This window comes from Streptomyces sp. NPDC088725, from assembly GCF_044751305.1.
Lineage (GTDB): Bacteria > Actinomycetota > Actinomycetes > Streptomycetales > Streptomycetaceae > Streptomyces.
In genome coordinates, this window is the sequence record NZ_JBIVLO010000003.1 from 161,246 (window position 1) to 175,745 (window position 14,500).

A 14,500-nucleotide genomic window follows, 5' to 3' on the forward strand; every position below is an offset into this window, starting at 1 on the left:
TGCCGACCTGCACGTTCTCGCCGGGGACGAGCCGCGTGGTGAGCAGCCGGCGCTCCGGACGCAACCGGACGGTCCGGGCCGGTGGCCTCATGGCCCCCGCGCTGGGTGCCATGAGGCCGGGACCAATCAGGGCGACGACGCGTGTTTTCCCCCCCCCGAGTGCCGGCGTTACTCCGCGGCTCGGCCCTGGGCCGGGGTGTGCGGGGTGGTGGCCGTGGGCGCCGAGGCGTCCGGGGATTCCTTGAAGTCGACCTTGTTCATGTGCCTGTTCATCGACTTCATCAGCATCCACACCGCCAGCGCCATCACCGCGAAGACGACGAAGCCGAGAACACCGGGCGTCACCTTGTTCTCGTCGAGGTCCGCGGCGAGAGGAACGAAGTGCGTCATTGCCTGGGTCGCATACATATCAGGCATTGTCGCGGATGCCCGCGAAGAGGTCGTCCTCGGGGAGGGAGGTATCGACCCTCGACTGCGCCAGCTCGTACTCCTCCGTCGGCCAGACCTCCTGCTGGAGGTCCATCGGCACGCGGAACCAGCCGCCGTTCGGGTCGATCTGCGTGGCGTGCGCGAGCAGCGCGCGGTCGCGGATCTCGAAGAAGTCCGCGCACGGGACGTGCGTGGTCAGCGTCCGCTCCACCTGGCCGAACTCCGCCCAGCGCTTGAGCCAGTCCCCGTACGGCGACTCCAGGCCGCGGGCGAGCAGCGCCTCGTGCAGCGCGGTCGTGCGCTGACGGTTGAAGCCCTGGTTGTAGTAGAGCTTCAGCGGCTGCCAGACGGGACCGAACTCGTCCTCCGGGTACTTCTCCTTGTCGTCCGCCGCCTCGAACGCCACCATCGAGATCTTGTGGGTCATGATGTGGTCGGGGTGCGGGTAGCCGCCGTTCTCGTCGTACGTGGTGATGACGTGCGGCCGGAACGAACGGATGGAGCGGACGAGCCGGCCCGCCGCCTCGTCCACGTCGGCGAGGGCGAAGCAGCCCTCGGGCAGCGGCGGCAGCGGGTCGCCCTCGGGCAGCCCCGAGTCGACGTAGCCGAGCCACTCCTGCTTGACGCCGAGGATCTCGCGCGCCCGGTCCATCTCCTTTCTGCGGACCTCGTGGATGTTCTCCTCGATGGAAGGGTCACCCTGGAGATTCGGGTTGAGGATGGAGCCGCGCTCGCCTCCCGTGCAGGTCAGAACCAGCACGTCCACCCCCTCGGACACGTACTTGGCCATGGTTGCCGCACCCTTGCTCGACTCGTCGTCGGGGTGGGCGTGGACGGCCATCAGTCGCAGCTGGTCAGTCAAGACACGATCCTCAGTCATTCGTCGCATTAGGCGGCTTCTATAGTGACGGATACCGGGGGGCGGAAAATTCCGGCCGCCCCACTCCAGGAGGAACGATCATGGCCGTGGTGCGCGAGCAGCTTCCCCCCGGCCGGTACGGCCGTTCGGCGGACGCGCGCGCGGACCACAGGCTCAGGATCCTGGCGGTGGTGTTCGGCGTCGTGACGGTCGTCCTGGTCGGCTGGTTCGGCTACCACTACGTGGCGGGTACCAGCGTGTCCGGCGAAATCATCAAGTTCAAGCGGGTTTCGGCCAATGCGGTCGAGGTGCACCTCGAGGTACGCAAGGACGAGGGCGCGACCGGCACCTGCACGCTCCGCGCGCTGAACGACGGGCACGAGGAAGTGGGCCGCAAGGACGTCCGCTTCACGGCGTCGCAGACCCGGGTGGATCAGATCATCACCGTACGTACGACGGAGCGCGCGACCGCCGCCGAGCTGGTGGGCTGCAGCGACTCGGACGGCTGAACCCGCCGACGCGCTCCGCCCTGACCTGCGACAACGCAGTTGTAAGGGCTTTTATCCTCCCCCTTTCGCCACGAAATTGTTAGGCTCGTGGTTTCGCCCACCCGAGAAAGCACAATCCTCTGGGTAGGGCGTTGCTTTGTATTCCCAGTACCTACGAGGAGCACCTGTGACCCAGACCAGCGAGAACGTCACCTGGCTCACCCAAGGGGCGTACAACCAGCTGAAGGCCGAGCTGGAGCACCTGTCTGGTCCGGCCCGCACCGAGATCGCGAAGAAGATCGAGGCTGCGCGCGAGGAGGGCGACCTGCGGGAGAACGGCGGGTACCACGCGGCCAAGGAGGAGCAGGGCAAGCAGGAGCTGCGTGTGCGCCAGCTGACCCAGCTGCTCGAAAAGGCCAAGGTCGGCGAGGCCCCCGCCGACAACGGCGTGGTGGAGCCCGGCATGATCGTCACGATCGCCTTCGACGGCGACGAGGACGACACCCTGAGCTTCCTCATGGCCTCCCGCGAGTACGCGAGCGCGGACATCGAGACGTACTCACCGCAGTCCCCGCTCGGCTCCGCCGTCAACGGCATGAAGGTCGGCAAGGACGCGGAATACGAGCTGCCGAACGGCAAGAAGGCCTCGGTGCGGATCCTCGCGGCCAAGCCGTACACGGACTGAGCCACCACCTGTTTCAACGGGACGGGGCCGTACCCGGCAGCGGTACGGCCCCCTCACGTCACGCCCGGCTGCCCGAAGCGCCCGGCAGCGCCGTCGCCTGTCGCTCAGACCATCGCCCGTCGCTCAGACCGTCGCCGAGCGGTATTTGCGTACCGCCAGCGTCCGGAACACCCCGATGATCACGACCGACCAGATCAGCGAGGCCCACACCGGATGCTGCATCGGCCACGCGTCGGCCTTCGAGACCCCCGGATTGCCGAACAGCACGCGGCAGGCCTGCACGGTCGCACTGAACGGATTCCACTCCGCGATTGGCTGGAGCCAGCCCGGCATATTGCTGGAGTCCACGAAGGCGTTGGAAATGAACGTCACCGGGAAGAGCCAGATCAGGCCCCCCGAAGTGGCCGCCTCCGGGGTACGGACCGACAGGCCGATCAGCGCGCCGATCCACGAGAACGCGTACCCCAGCAGGAGCAGCAGCCCGAACGCGCCGAGCGCCTTGGGCACGCCCTCGTGAATGCGCCAGCCGACGAGCACGGCGACGACGGCCAGCACCACGACGGTCAGCGCGGTCTGCACGAGGTCCGCGAGCGTACGTCCGGTGAGGACCGCGCCCCGCGCCATCGGCAGTGAGCGGAACCGGTCGACCAGACCCTTGTGCATGTCGTCGGCGATACCGGCGCCCGCGCCCGCCGTCGCGAAGGTGACGGTCTGCGCGAAGATCCCGGCCATCAGGAAGTTGCGGTAGACGGTGGCGCTGGTGGTGCCGCCGACGTTCAGGGACCCGCCGAAGACGTAGCTGAACAGCACCACGAACATGATCGGCTGGATCAGCCCGAAGAGGACGACCTCCGGGATCCTGGTCATCCGGATCAGATTGCGCCGGGCGACCACCAGGGAGTCCCTGGCCGACTGCATGAGGCCGCCGCGCGGCGTCGGGGTCGTCAGCCGCGACGGATCACCGGTGATGCTCACTTCCTGGCCTCCTCGGGACGGTGGTCGCCCTCTTCCTCGCCCTCCTCGGCCGCGTGGCCGGTCAGCGAGATGAACACGTCGTCGAGCGTGGGACGGCGCAGCCCGATGTCGTCGATCTCGACGCCACGGGTGTCCAGCTCCCTGATGACCTCGGCGAGCAGCTTCGCGCCGCCGGTGACCGGGACGGTCAGTTTCCTGGTGTGCTCGTCGACCGCGACCGTGGACTCGTCGTCTTTGCCGGCTCCGCTGAAGTGCGCCAGGACCGTACGGGTGGGGCCGATCTGGTCGCGTTCATGGACGACGACCTCGACGCGCTCGCCGCCCGTCTGCGCCTTGAGCTGGTCGGCCGTGCCACGGGCGATGACCTTGCCCCGGTCCACCACACAGATGTCGTGGGCCAGGTGGTCGGCCTCCTCCAGATACTGCGTGGAGAGCAGCAGCGTCGTACCGCCCGCCACCAGTTCCTGGATGATGCCCCACAGCTGCTGGCGGTTGCGCGGGTCGAGGCCGGTCGTCGGCTCGTCCATGAACATCACGGGCGGCGAGACGACGAGCGCGGCGGCGAGGTCGAGCCTGCGGCGCATACCGCCCGAGTACGTCTTGGCGGTGCGGTCGGCCGCGTCGGAGAGGTGGAAACGCTCCAGCAGCGCGGTCGCGCGGGCCTTCGCGTCGCGCCCGCTCATCTGGTAGAGCTGGCCGACCATCCGCAGGTTCTCGCGGCCGGTGAGGTATTCGTCCACGGCCGCGAACTGCCCGGAGAGACCGATGGAGCGCCGGACCTCGTTGGGGTTCTTGACGACATCGATGCCGGCGACGGTCGCCCGGCCGCTGTCGGGCTGGAGCAGGGTCGTCAGGACGCGTACGGCAGTGGTCTTGCCCGCGCCGTTGGGGCCGAGGAGCCCGAGGACAGTGCCTTCGGGAACATCGAGATCGACCCCGTCCAGGGCCCTGACGTCGCCGAAGGTCTTCACCAGCCCTTCGGCGTAGATGGCGCCTGGCATGTGGATTCTCCCGGAGTGGACGGAGATGGCCGTACTCACGTCGTTGCGCCGCTGACGACGCGGCTTGTGCCGAGCCTAAGAGCCCGGTCGCCCGCGCGCCCGGCAGACACGTGAATCCGCGAGCACGCCGGACGACCCGCCCCGTCCGCGAGGCGAAACCGAAAACAGAAGGCGTGAACACCACCGGCCCGGTATCCACTACGCCGGTACACGCCGTGGATCACGCAATGCCGGACACCCTGCCGGATCAGCGCCGGGCGGCGACGCTGAACAGCGCACCCCCGACGCGCAACACCCGGCCCACGCCAACACCCCGGCAATCACCGGAGCGACTGGTCGTCCGCGGGCGGAAGGGGGCCGTGGAGGGGTGGTGTCCAGAACGTAAAGCGTGACTTTGCGGCGTGAGCAGCACCGGCCCGGTGTCCACTGCGCCTGTACACGCCGTAAATCATGCAGTGGCGGACACTTCCCCTGCGCGGAACCCGGCGACAGCACCAGCCACCACACCCCAGCCCACGACGACCCGCGCGATTCGCACAACGCCCCGGCCGCGACGACCCGCGCGGAACCGGCGACACCCGCAACGCACCACACCCCGGGCGGACGCCGACCCGCGCCGGACGCCGACCCGCACCCGACCGTGGACCCGCGACCACCACACCCCGGCCCCCGCCGCACGGCGAAACACCCGCGCCGCACGACGAACCCACGCCGGACGGCGAAACCGCGCCACACGGCGAAACCCGCCACACGGCAAACCGCCCTCAGCCCAGGATCGTGTACCCCGCACGCCGCAGCGCCGTGGACACCTCCACGCAGTGCTCCGGCCCCTTCGTCTCCAGGTGCACTTCCACGTCCGCCTCACCGAGACCGAGCTTCGGGTCGGTCCGTACGTGGCTCACGTCGAGCACATTGGCGTCGGCCACCGACAGCACCCCGAGCATCGTCGCGAGCGCACCCGGCCGGTCCGTCACGCGCAGCCGCAGGCTCAGGTAGCGCCCGGCCGCAGCCATGCCGTGGCGCAGTATCCGCTGCATCAGCAGGGGGTCGACGTTGCCGCCGGACAGCAGCGCGACCACCGGCCCGCGGAAGCTCGCCGGGTCGCTCAGCAGCGCCGCCACCGGGCTCGCGCCGGCCGGTTCGACGACCATTTTCGCCCGTTCGAGGCAGAGCAGCAGCGCGCTGGACAGCTCGTCCTCCGTGACCGTGCGTACCTCGTCGACCAGTTCCTCGACGATCTGGAACGGTATGTCGCCGGGGCGGCCCACCTTGATTCCGTCGGCCATGGTGTGCGGCGCGTCGACCGACGTCGGCCGGCCGGCCCGGAGCGAGGGCGGGTACGCCGCCGCGCCCTCCGCCTGGACGCCGACGACCTTCACGTCCGGACGCAGCGCCTTGACCGCGACGGCCAGGCCCGCGGCGAGACCACCGCCGCCGATGCCGACGACGATCGTGCGCACCTCGGGGCACTGCTCCAGGATCTCCAGCCCGACCGTGCCCTGTCCCGCGATGATGTCCGGGTGATCGAACGGGTGGATGAAGACCGCGCCCGTCTCGTACGCGTACTCCTGCGCGGCGGCCAGCGTCTCGTCCACCACATGGCCGTGCAGCCGCACCTCGGCGCCGTACTCCCGGGTCGCCGCCACCTTCGGCAGGGGCGCTCCGATCGGCATGAACACCGTCGAGCGGACCCCGAGCAGCGTGGAGGCGAGCGCGACGCCCTGCGCGTGGTTGCCCGCGCTGGCCGCGACGACGCCCGCCGCGCGCTCCTCCGGGGACAGGCCCGCGATCCGCACGTACGCGCCGCGCAGCTTGAAGGAGCCGGTCCGCTGGAGGTTTTCGCACTTCAGGAGCACCGGGGCGCCGACGAGACCGGTCAGATACCTGCTGCCCTCGATCGCGGTCGTCCTGGCCACACCGGCGAGCATCTTCTGTGCCCCTCGGATGTCGTCAAGTATCAGCGGGCGCACGGGGCTGGACGTACCGAAGCTCATGTACGCCAGTCTGGCAGCTCACCGCGGGGCCGCCTCACGGGACGGCCCGGGGCCGGGCCCGGATGCCCGGAAGGTCGCGTCCGGGCTGGTACGACTTCCCTTGTGGCCGCGTACTCTGTCCTGCACCAACCGACTCCCGCACGAAAGAGCCCCCAGCCATGCCCCCCATTCAGGACATGACTTCCGCTGCGTCGGCCTCCGGGAAGGCGTCGCCCGGGGAGCCGGACGCCGTTCGCCTTCTTGACGCCCTCCAGCACCAGGTGGCCGTCTTCGCCCGGCGGGCGGAGCAGACCCGGCTCGGCGGACTCGGCAAGGTCCGCAACTCGATGGACCGCGCCGCCTACCTGCTGCTCAACCGGCTCGACCAGGAAGGCCCGATGGGCGTCAAGGCGCTGGCCGCCGGGATGGGCATCGACTCCTCGACCGTCACGCGGCAGGTCGCGCCGCTCGTGGACGCCGGTCTCGTCAAGCGCACCTCGCACCCGGAGGACGGCCGGGCCGTCGTGCTCCAGCTGTCGGCGCGCGGACAGACCCGCCTCAACGAGGTACGGGCGTCACGGCGCGAGCTGATGGCACAGGTCACGGACGGGTGGTCGCAGACGGAACGGGACGCCTTCACCACGCTGCTGACCCGGTTCAACTCCTCGCTCTCCGCCCGGCAGGCCGCGGGGATCACGGCCGGTGAGGCGGCGGAGGCCGCGGACGCGACGGAGGCCGCCAGGGAGGCGGCGGGCGAGCACGCGTCCGACGCGTAGGCCCGCGGCAGCCGCGCGTACCGTCGGCACAGCTCCCGGCGGCCCCTCCGCGCCGCTCCCCGTGCTCTCCCAGCTCCCTGCGCTCCCCGTTCCCTCCGCGCTTCCTGCGCCCTGGACGCGCTCTTGACCAGCGGTGGCCTCCGGGTCTCAGATGAGACGTGCGACAGCGGCAGTCGGCCATGGAGCGCCGCCGCGCCCGGGAGTTCGACGCGTTCGTGGCGGGTGCGGGCGGCCGGCTTCTGCATGCGGCCGCGCTGCTCACCGCGGAGCCGCCCGACGCCACGCCGCGCGCCCAGCGGCTGCTGACCGCCGCGCTCGCCGCCACGTACGCGGACTGGGACCGGCTGCGGGACCCGCTGCACGGCGAGGATCCGTACGACCACGCCCGCCGGGAACTCGTCGCGCGCTTCGCACGCGGCGCCTGGCGCGAGCGCCGGGCGGCCGGCGGTGTGCTGTGCGCGCTCGGCGCCCAGGAACGCCTGGTCGTGGTGTTGCGCCTGTACGAGGGCGCGGCCGAGGAGCAGACGGCGGCGCTGACCGGGCTGCCGGTGGAGCGCGTACGGGCGACCTGCGCGCGGGCCGTCACCCGGCTGTGGGACACGACCAGGCCGGACACGCCCGGGCCGGCGGACGCGCCATGAGGGGCGCGTCCGCCCGGCGCGTGCGGAGAGAGACGTACGCGATGAGTGGGCCGGGACGTACGCCATGAGCGGGCCGGAGCGTGGGCCTGAGCCTGAAGGCCCGGCGCGGTCGGGTCCCGTACGCAGACCTGGTCCCGTACGTACACCCCGTCCCGTGCGCAAAGAGGACGCGGTCCGCCGGATGCTCGACCTGCCGCGTCCGGCCGTCCCCGCCGATCTGGCCGTACGCGCCACCGCGCGCGGCGCCCGGCTGCTGCGCAGGCGCCGCGCGGTCCGCCGCGCGCTGTGGTGGCTGCTCGCGGCGGCCGTGATCGTCTTTGTCGTCTGGGCGTCGGTCACGGACCCGTGGCCCGCGCCGCCGGCCGGCACGACACCACCGCTGGAGGGCTTCTGAACCCGCCCGCGGCGGACAGGACCTAGCCCAGCGCCTGCTGGAGGTCCGCCATCAGGTCGTCGCCCGACTCGATGCCGACCGACAGCCTGACCAGGTCGGACGGCACCTCCAGCGCGGAGCCCGCCACCGAGGCGTGCGTCATCCGGCCCGGGTGCTCGATCAGGGACTCGACGCCGCCCAGCGACTCGCCGAGCGTGAACAGCTTCGTCCGGTCGCAGACCGCGACCGCCGCTTCCTCGCCGTCCGTGATCTGGAACGAGATCATCCCGCCGAACGCCTTCATCTGCTTGGCGGCGACCTCATGGCCCGGGTGGTCGGGCAGGCCCGGGTAGAGGACCTTGGAGACCCGGGGGTGGCGGGTCAGCATCTCCGCGATCCGGGTCGCGTTCTCGCTGTGCCGGTCCATCCGGACCGCGAGCGTCTTGATGCCGCGCAGCACCAGCCACGCGTCGAACGGACCGGCGATCGCGCCCATCGCGTTCTGGTGGTAGGCCAGTTCGTCGGCGAGTTCACTGTCGCTCGTGACCAGCGCGCCGCCGACGACGTCCGAGTGCCCGCCCATGTACTTCGTGGTCGAGTGGACGACGACGTCCGCGCCGAGCGCCAGCGGCTGCTGGAGGTACGGGCTGGCGAAGGTGTTGTCCACGACGAGCTTCACGCCCGCCGCGCGCGCGACACCCGCGAGGCCCGCGATGTCGGTGATGCCGAGAAGCGGGTTCGACGGGGTCTCGACCCAGATCGCCTTCGTGCGGGGGGTGATCGCGTCCCGTACGGCGGCCGCGTCGGACGTGTCGGCGACCGACCAGTCCACGCCCCACCGCGAGACGACCTTCGCGAACAGCCGGAAGGTGCCGCCGTAGGCGTCGTTCGGGATGACCACGTGGTCGCCGGGCGACAGCAGCGTGCGCAGCAGGCAGTCCTCCGCCGCGAGACCCGAGGCGAAGGCGAGACCGCGCCTGCCGCCCTCCAGGGCCGCCAGGTTCTCTTCCAGCGCGGTACGCGTGGGGTTGGCGCTGCGGCTGTACTCGTAACCTCCGCGCAGGCCGCCCACGCCGTCCTGCTTGTACGTGGACACCTGGTAGATCGGTGGGACCACCGCGCCCGTGAGGGGGTCGGCGGTGTTGCCCGCGTGAATGGCGCGGGTCTCGAAGTTGTACTGCTCACTGATGTGCTGGTGGCTCATGGAAACCGAGGGTAGTGCCGGACGGAGCCGCGAAGGACCCACGACGGACGCGTTCGAATGCCGGGCGCTCCTGGGCAGGCGTTCGGGGTTCCCGGCCGGGCCCTCCTGGCGCGTTCCGGGCCCGCGCGGCGTCCGGGACAATGGGACGCATGCAGATTCTCTGGTTCCTGCTCGCGCTGGGCCTCCTGGCCGCGGTCGTCGGGCCGTACGTGCTGCGCAGGCGCGGCAACATCCGCCAGGTCGCCCCGGGCGCACCGGACGCCGCGGACCCGGCGTCGTACGGCTTCGTACGGCAGGAGCAGCTGGACATCCGGATGCCGGGCCCCGACCAGGACCTGCTGGACGTGCTCGACGTCGTGCAGCACACCCAGGACTGGCACGCGGCGGCGCAACTGCTCGCGGGCACCGGCAAGGACGGCGAGGTGCGCTGGCAGCGCGTCCAGGCGTTCGCGGGCGCGGCCTCGCTCGAACTCCAGCAGAAGCCGGGCATCGGTGGCGCGTGGCTGCGGGCGTGGCGCGCCGAGTCGCCGAAGGACCCGGGCGGGGCAGCCGTACACGCGGAATTCCTGGTGCAGCAGGCATGGCGCACGTCGAGCCCCGGAACCGACGACTTCCGGATCATCCTGGAGGAGGCCCGTACGGTCTGCGGCACGGCCGCGCTGCTGGCGCCCGGCGATCCCGTGCCGTACATCGCCGAGCTGGCGGTGGCGCGCGGACTCGGTTATCCGCACGAGCAGTTCGACCAGTTGTGGGCCAAGGTGATCGACCGCGCGCCGGCGCACATGGGAGCGCACCTGGCGGCGCTTCGTTACTGGTCGGAGAACTGGCACGGCTCACGCGAGGAGGCCGACCACTTCGCGACGGCATCCGCCGCGCGGGCCCCCCGGGGCTCGCTGCTGGCGGCGCTGCCGCTGTTCGCGGTGTACGAGCACCTGCCCGAGGTCAATCTGGTGCGGGGCTTCTACCAGAGCGCGGTGGTCACCAAGGCGGTCGGGGGCGCGCTGTTCGCCGTGCACTCCGCACGCCAGGACGACCCGATGCTCGCCCACGTACGGCATCTGCTGGTCCTCTTCCTCGTACGGTCCGAGCGCTGGTCGGAGGCGATGAACCAGCTGGTGCGGGTGGACGGTCATGTCGGAGCGCTGCCCTGGACGTACAGCGGGAACCCGGCGGCGGAGTACGCGGTGTACCGGGCCCTCGCGGTGGCGGGGTACGAGGCGAACGGCGGCAGCCCGGCGACGCTGCCGCGCTGACGGCCTGTGGGGGCCGTGGGTCCTGTGGGTCCTGCGGGGCTTCGCCGCTGCGGGACCGACTCGACCAGCCTGCGCCGACCGGCCTGTTGCGCCCGCCACGCCGGCCGCGGCGGTGGCCGACCGCCCGGACACGGTGGGACCGCGGAAGCTTCGGACTCCACCGGCCACCCGCGCCTGACCGAGCTGGCCAGCGAGACCACGGTCAGGACGGCGAGCCGCTGAGGCGACCGGGACCGGTGGAATTTGGGCCCCGGTCCATGCGTTGAAAGAGACAGGTCCCACGCCGAGGAGAGCTGCCCCATGTTCCTGACCAACCGCACCCCCGAGCTGCCCACCCCCGAACAGGCGCTGCGCGGCCGCCCCGAGCCCGAGTTCTCGGTCCCCGAGCGCCACACCGTCCTCGGCAACCCACTGCTGGGCCCGTACCCCGAAGGCTTCGAGGTCGCGGACTTCGCGCTGGGCTGTTTCTGGGGTGCGGAGCGTAATTTCTGGCAGACGGAGGGCGTCTGGACGACCCTCGTCGGCTACCAGGGCGGCTCGACGCCGAACCCGTCGTACGAAGAGGTCTGCTCGGGCCTGACGGGCCACACCGAAGCGGTACGCGTCGTCTTCGACCCGAAGATCGTCTCGTACCCGGAGCTGCTGAAGCTCTTCTGGGAGTCCCACAACCCGACGCAGGGCTTCCGCCAGGGCAACGACGTCGGCACGCAGTACCGCTCGGCGCTCTACCCGCACACCCCGGCCCAGCAGGCGGCCGCGGAGTCCTCGCGCGAGGCGTACCAGGAGGTCCTGCGGGGCTCGGGCTACGGCGAGATCACCACGGAACTGCTCCCGGCGGAAGGCCGCACGTTCTACCCGGCGGAGCCGTACCACCAGCAGTACCTGGACAAGAACCCGGGCGGCTACTGCGGCATCGGCGGCACGGGCGTCTCCTGCCCGATCGGTGTGGCCAGGGCGTAACCGCGACGGCCGGGGCGGGCACCTTGAGGCGCTTCCCCGTCCGGCGGGCGCGAGAAATGTCGTGGTTGCGGTTGGTGCCGCGTTCCGAGCAGGAGAGGTGAGCGGCATTGTGATGACGGCGCGTGCCCGCGCGCGGACACCGGACCAGTGGTTCCATCCGCCACAAGCCGTGCCTTACATCTGGACACGCCCCTCCACGGCCCCCTCAGTCCGGCGTTCCCGACCGGCGTATGGGCATGGAATTCGACGCGTTGATCCATGCCATGAGGTCACTCCGGGACGCCATGCGCGCGGACCTCGGAACGGACGAGTAGCCGGCAGGCTCGGGCCGACGGGACCGCGGTGGCGGGCGGGGCCGGGGTCGGTGCACTCAGCCGCGCAGGGTCTTCAGCGCGCCGCCCCACGCGATCACCTGGTCGATGACCCCGTTCAGCTCCTGCTCGTGACGGGCGATCGGCTTGAACTCGGAGAAGTTCTCGAAATCCGTGAACAGGCTCAGCCCGACCTGCGCGCGTACGGTGGCGACCTGAAGCTCCGCCATCACCAGCCGCAGGTGTTCCACCGCGCGGGCGCCGCCCACGGACCCGTAGCCGACGAACCCGGCCACCTTGTTGTTCCACTCCCCGTACACGAAATCGAGCGCGTTCTTGAGCGCACCGGAGATCGAGTGGTTGTACTCCGGCACGACGAAGATGAAGGCGTCGTAGGCGGCCACGATGGCGGCCCAGTCCTTGGTGTGCTGGTTGGCGTACTGCCCCAGACTCGGCGGCACGCCCTCGTCGAGCATCGGCAGATCGATCTCCGCCAGATCTACCAGGGCGAACTCGGCGTCGCTCCGCTTCCGTGCCGCGTCGAGCACCCAGGACGCGACGCTCTCGCCCACACGGTTGGGTCGGGTACTGCCCAGAATGATGGCGATCTTCAGCATGTGCGTCTCTTCCCGAGGGGTCACAGCAAGCGGGCGGATTCCAGACATAGGTAACACTCGGTAAGAATTTAAAACGTCACGGTCCCGGATCGCCCGTGACAGCGCCGGGCAGATTGACGTCATGACGCTCTCCGTCGCCCACCTCAGCGACCCGCACATCACCACCGGGCCGCTCGCCGCCCAGCCCGCAGCCGGACTCCAGCAGGCACTGGCCCGCGTGCTGGCACTCGACCCCAGGCCCGACTGTGTGGTTGTCACCGGCGATCTGACCGACCACGACAGGACCGACGAGTACGCGGCCCTGCGCCAGGTGATCGAAGGGTTCCCCCTGCCCCTGCATCTGATCGCCGGTAATCACGACAGCCCCGGAGAGCTGGTGGCGGCCTTCGGCGGTACGAAGTGGCTGGGCGGGCGTCATGAGGCGTATTACGTGGTGGAACACCCTGGCCTGACGATCGTCGCGCTGGACTCGCGCGTGGCCGGATCAGGGGACGGGGAGCTGGGGCGGGAGCAACTGGCCTGGCTGGAATGCGCATTGGGCAGCCGCCCCGAACTGCCGGCCTTCGTCTGTCTGCATCACCCACCGGCCGACATCGGCGTTCCCTTCCTCGACGGGATGCGGCTGCGCGACGGCGCCGCGCTGGCCGAGGTCGTGGCGCGTCATCCGCACGTCGTCCGGGTACTGGCGGGACACGTGCACAGGCCGGTCGTCGCGCCGTTCGCCGGGACGGTACTGGCGACCGCGCCAAGTACGTACCGGCAGAGCGAGTTGTGCATGCGGACGGACCGCATGATCGGGTATCTGCCCGAGCCCACCGCGTTCTTGCTCCACCTCAGGACCCGAACGGCGTGGGTCACACACACCGTGGCGGTGAGTCACGCGGCCGCGCTCATCGGCGGCTACTGAGAGGGTTCACCCCCGCGCCCCCATCTCGACATCCCCAAGTAACCAATTTCTACTGGCCAGTTGGGTACTCCCGCGCATGATCGTGACGCAGGCGCGGTCACATCGAACAGGGAGAGACGCATGACCAGTCAGGTGAGCCCCCAGCCCCTCCGGACGAGCGGCACGTTCCGCGGCCTGGCGGCGGGCCTCGCCTCGGGCGCCCTCGCGCTCGGAGCTGTCCTCACGACCGGCGCTCCGGCGACCGCGGCGAGCTGCGCCTCGTACGAGTGCGCGCAGACCGGTGACCTCGTCGATGTGAAGCTCAGCGATCTGCACCCCACGCAGTCCACCCTCGGCTTCGACCAGATCTACTACAAACTCGGCCGCTACGGCAGCGACAAGGATGAGAAGGCCGGCGACCCGAACAAGCGCTTCGACGACTTCTGCGAGACCAACGGCCAGCAGGAGGCCGACAAGGTCACGTCCGGCGCCACGCTTGCCGATCCGGCCAGCTTCACCTGCAAGGTGAAGGTGGGCAAGGAGACCAAGGACACCATCGCCGAGATGAAGACGGCCGTCGTCGGCCCCGGCGGCGAGCTGTACCTCACCGACGGACACCACTCCCTGACCTCTCTCCTGGAGACGTCCGACGGCGGTCCGAACCTGCACATCCGGGTGCGGGTCGCCGACAACCTCAGCACGCTCTCCCAGGACACCTTCTGGAACACCATGGAACAGAAGAACTGGGTCTGGCTCCGCGACGCCGACAACCAGCCGATCACCACGGCTCAACTCCCGCAGCGCCTCGGCCTGTCGGGCTTCCAGAACGACCCGTACCGCAGCCTCGTCTTCTTCACCCGTGACATCGGCTACCAAGCCCCGGACGACGGCGCCGAGTTCCTCGAATTCCTGTGGGGCAGCTGGCTGCGCGGCGAGGTGAACCTGAACGACTACGACCTCAACGACCGCGACGACTACCTGGACGCGATCGAGGACGCGTCCAAGGAGATGACGGACGTGGACGAGGACACCGTCATCGCGAACGGCAAAACCGCTGAAGACCTGGGCC

The 14,500-nt window shown here is 70.3% G+C and carries 15 protein-coding genes and 1 pseudogene; 9 read left to right on the top strand and 7 right to left on the bottom strand.

Annotated features, from left to right (window positions below; genetic code table 11):
* Window positions 1-168: 168 nt before the first annotated feature.
* Together ACIP6N_RS07720 and mca are read right to left on the bottom strand one after the other, a co-directional pair.
* Window positions 169-417 (bottom strand): hypothetical protein, encoded by a 249-nt coding sequence (locus ACIP6N_RS07720; RefSeq protein ID WP_401813723.1) that lies wholly within the window; start codon window positions 415-417, stop codon window positions 169-171.
* On the bottom strand, window positions 410-1,291 hold the full coding sequence (mca, locus tag ACIP6N_RS07725) for a mycothiol conjugate amidase Mca (RefSeq protein ID WP_401813724.1): 882 nt from the start codon (window positions 1,289-1,291) through the stop codon (window positions 410-412). The genes ACIP6N_RS07720 and mca overlap by 8 nt, the downstream gene beginning before the upstream one ends.
* Window positions 1,292-1,389: 98 nt before the next feature.
* On the opposite strand from mca, the gene ACIP6N_RS07730 reads away from it, so the two are divergent.
* Window positions 1,390-1,797, top strand: a complete 408-nt coding sequence (locus tag ACIP6N_RS07730) for a DUF4307 domain-containing protein (RefSeq protein ID WP_401813725.1) — start codon at window positions 1,390-1,392, stop codon at window positions 1,795-1,797.
* Between the two features lie 166 nt (window positions 1,798-1,963).
* Window positions 1,964-2,461, top strand: a complete 498-nt coding sequence (greA, locus tag ACIP6N_RS07735) for a transcription elongation factor GreA (RefSeq protein WP_401813729.1) — start codon at window positions 1,964-1,966, stop codon at window positions 2,459-2,461.
* Window positions 2,462-2,584: 123 nt separating this feature from the next.
* Here the strand turns inward: greA and ACIP6N_RS07740 are convergent, their stop codons facing one another.
* From ACIP6N_RS07740 to ilvA, 3 genes are all read right to left on the bottom strand, one after another.
* Window positions 2,585-3,379, bottom strand: coding sequence for an ABC transporter permease (locus ACIP6N_RS07740; RefSeq protein ID WP_401814393.1), 795 nt, complete (start codon window positions 3,377-3,379; stop codon window positions 2,585-2,587).
* 53 nt (window positions 3,380-3,432) lie between these two features.
* Window positions 3,433-4,437 (bottom strand): ATP-binding cassette domain-containing protein, encoded by a 1,005-nt coding sequence (locus ACIP6N_RS07745; RefSeq protein ID WP_401813731.1) that lies wholly within the window; start codon window positions 4,435-4,437, stop codon window positions 3,433-3,435.
* A gap of 764 nt (window positions 4,438-5,201) precedes the next feature.
* On the bottom strand, window positions 5,202-6,431 hold the full coding sequence (ilvA, locus tag ACIP6N_RS07750) for a threonine ammonia-lyase (protein WP_401813733.1): 1,230 nt from the start codon (window positions 6,429-6,431) through the stop codon (window positions 5,202-5,204).
* 158 nt (window positions 6,432-6,589) lie between these two features.
* Here ilvA and ACIP6N_RS07755 point away from each other — a divergent pair, with 158 nt between their 5' ends.
* From ACIP6N_RS07755 to ACIP6N_RS07765, 3 genes are all read left to right on the top strand, one after another.
* Window positions 6,590-7,186, top strand: a complete 597-nt coding sequence (locus ACIP6N_RS07755) for a MarR family winged helix-turn-helix transcriptional regulator (RefSeq protein WP_401813735.1) — start codon at window positions 6,590-6,592, stop codon at window positions 7,184-7,186.
* 158 nt (window positions 7,187-7,344) lie between these two features.
* Window positions 7,345-7,827 carry an RNA polymerase subunit sigma-70 gene (locus ACIP6N_RS07760; protein ID WP_401813736.1) on the top strand — a complete coding sequence of 161 codons (483 nt, stop codon included), beginning with the start codon at window positions 7,345-7,347 and terminating at the stop codon, window positions 7,825-7,827.
* Window positions 7,828-7,981: 154 nt separating this feature from the next.
* Entirely contained in the window at window positions 7,982-8,221 is a 240-nt protein-coding gene (locus tag ACIP6N_RS07765; protein WP_401813738.1) for a hypothetical protein, read from the top strand.
* Window positions 8,222-8,243: 22 nt separating this feature from the next.
* Here ACIP6N_RS07765 and ACIP6N_RS07770 read toward each other — a convergent pair whose 3' ends face one another.
* The gene (locus tag ACIP6N_RS07770) at window positions 8,244-9,404 is read right to left on the bottom strand and encodes a cystathionine gamma-synthase (protein WP_401813739.1); all 1,161 of its coding nucleotides are present in this window, start codon (window positions 9,402-9,404) and stop codon (window positions 8,244-8,246) included.
* A 149-nt stretch (window positions 9,405-9,553) separates the two neighbouring features.
* On the opposite strand from ACIP6N_RS07770, the gene ACIP6N_RS07775 reads away from it, so the two are divergent.
* Both ACIP6N_RS07775 and msrA read left to right on the top strand, forming a co-directional pair.
* Window positions 9,554-10,657 carry a hypothetical protein gene (locus ACIP6N_RS07775; RefSeq protein ID WP_401813740.1) on the top strand — a complete coding sequence of 368 codons (1,104 nt, stop codon included), beginning with the start codon at window positions 9,554-9,556 and terminating at the stop codon, window positions 10,655-10,657.
* A gap of 300 nt (window positions 10,658-10,957) precedes the next feature.
* Complete coding sequence (gene msrA, locus ACIP6N_RS07780) at window positions 10,958-11,617, top strand: peptide-methionine (S)-S-oxide reductase MsrA (protein WP_401813742.1); 660 nt, start codon at window positions 10,958-10,960, stop codon at window positions 11,615-11,617.
* A 370-nt stretch (window positions 11,618-11,987) separates the two neighbouring features.
* Here the strand turns inward: msrA and ACIP6N_RS07785 are convergent, their stop codons facing one another.
* A complete protein-coding gene (locus tag ACIP6N_RS07785) occupies window positions 11,988-12,545 on the bottom strand; it encodes an NADPH-dependent FMN reductase (RefSeq protein ID WP_401813744.1) in 558 nt (185 codons plus the stop codon).
* Window positions 12,546-12,666: 121 nt separating this feature from the next.
* Here ACIP6N_RS07785 and ACIP6N_RS07790 point away from each other — a divergent pair, with 121 nt between their 5' ends.
* Window positions 12,667-13,452: a phosphodiesterase gene (locus tag ACIP6N_RS07790; RefSeq protein WP_401813745.1), complete on the top strand. Its 786-nt coding sequence runs from the start codon at window positions 12,667-12,669 to the stop codon at window positions 13,450-13,452.
* Window positions 13,453-13,572: 120 nt separating this feature from the next.
* Window positions 13,573-14,349: pseudogene (locus ACIP6N_RS07795) on the top strand (ParB/Srx family N-terminal domain-containing protein); the annotation flags it as partial.
* Window positions 14,350-14,500 lie beyond the last annotated feature (151 nt).

Excerpts from the sequence above, each read along its gene's own strand:
- ACIP6N_RS07730 (WP_401813725.1), top strand. The coding sequence starts at position 1,390 with ATGGCCGTGGTGCGCGAGCAGCTTCCCCCCGGCCGGTACGGCCGTTCG.
- ilvA (WP_401813733.1), bottom strand. The coding sequence starts at position 6,431 with ATGAGCTTCGGTACGTCCAGCCCCGTGCGCCCGCTGATACTTGACGAC.
- msrA (WP_401813742.1), top strand. The coding sequence starts at position 10,958 with ATGTTCCTGACCAACCGCACCCCCGAGCTGCCCACCCCCGAACAGGCG.
- ACIP6N_RS07740 (WP_401814393.1), bottom strand. The coding sequence starts at position 3,379 with ATGCAGTCGGCCAGGGACTCCCTGGTGGTCGCCCGGCGCAATCTGATC.
- ACIP6N_RS07755 (WP_401813735.1), top strand. The coding sequence starts at position 6,590 with ATGCCCCCCATTCAGGACATGACTTCCGCTGCGTCGGCCTCCGGGAAG.
- ACIP6N_RS07790 (WP_401813745.1), top strand. The coding sequence starts at position 12,667 with ATGACGCTCTCCGTCGCCCACCTCAGCGACCCGCACATCACCACCGGG.
- ACIP6N_RS07720 (WP_401813723.1), bottom strand. The coding sequence starts at position 417 with ATGCCTGATATGTATGCGACCCAGGCAATGACGCACTTCGTTCCTCTC.
- ACIP6N_RS07785 (WP_401813744.1), bottom strand. The coding sequence starts at position 12,545 with ATGCTGAAGATCGCCATCATTCTGGGCAGTACCCGACCCAACCGTGTG.
- ACIP6N_RS07770 (WP_401813739.1), bottom strand. The coding sequence starts at position 9,404 with ATGAGCCACCAGCACATCAGTGAGCAGTACAACTTCGAGACCCGCGCC.
- ACIP6N_RS07745 (WP_401813731.1), bottom strand. The coding sequence starts at position 4,437 with ATGCCAGGCGCCATCTACGCCGAAGGGCTGGTGAAGACCTTCGGCGAC.
- ACIP6N_RS07775 (WP_401813740.1), top strand. The coding sequence starts at position 9,554 with ATGCAGATTCTCTGGTTCCTGCTCGCGCTGGGCCTCCTGGCCGCGGTC.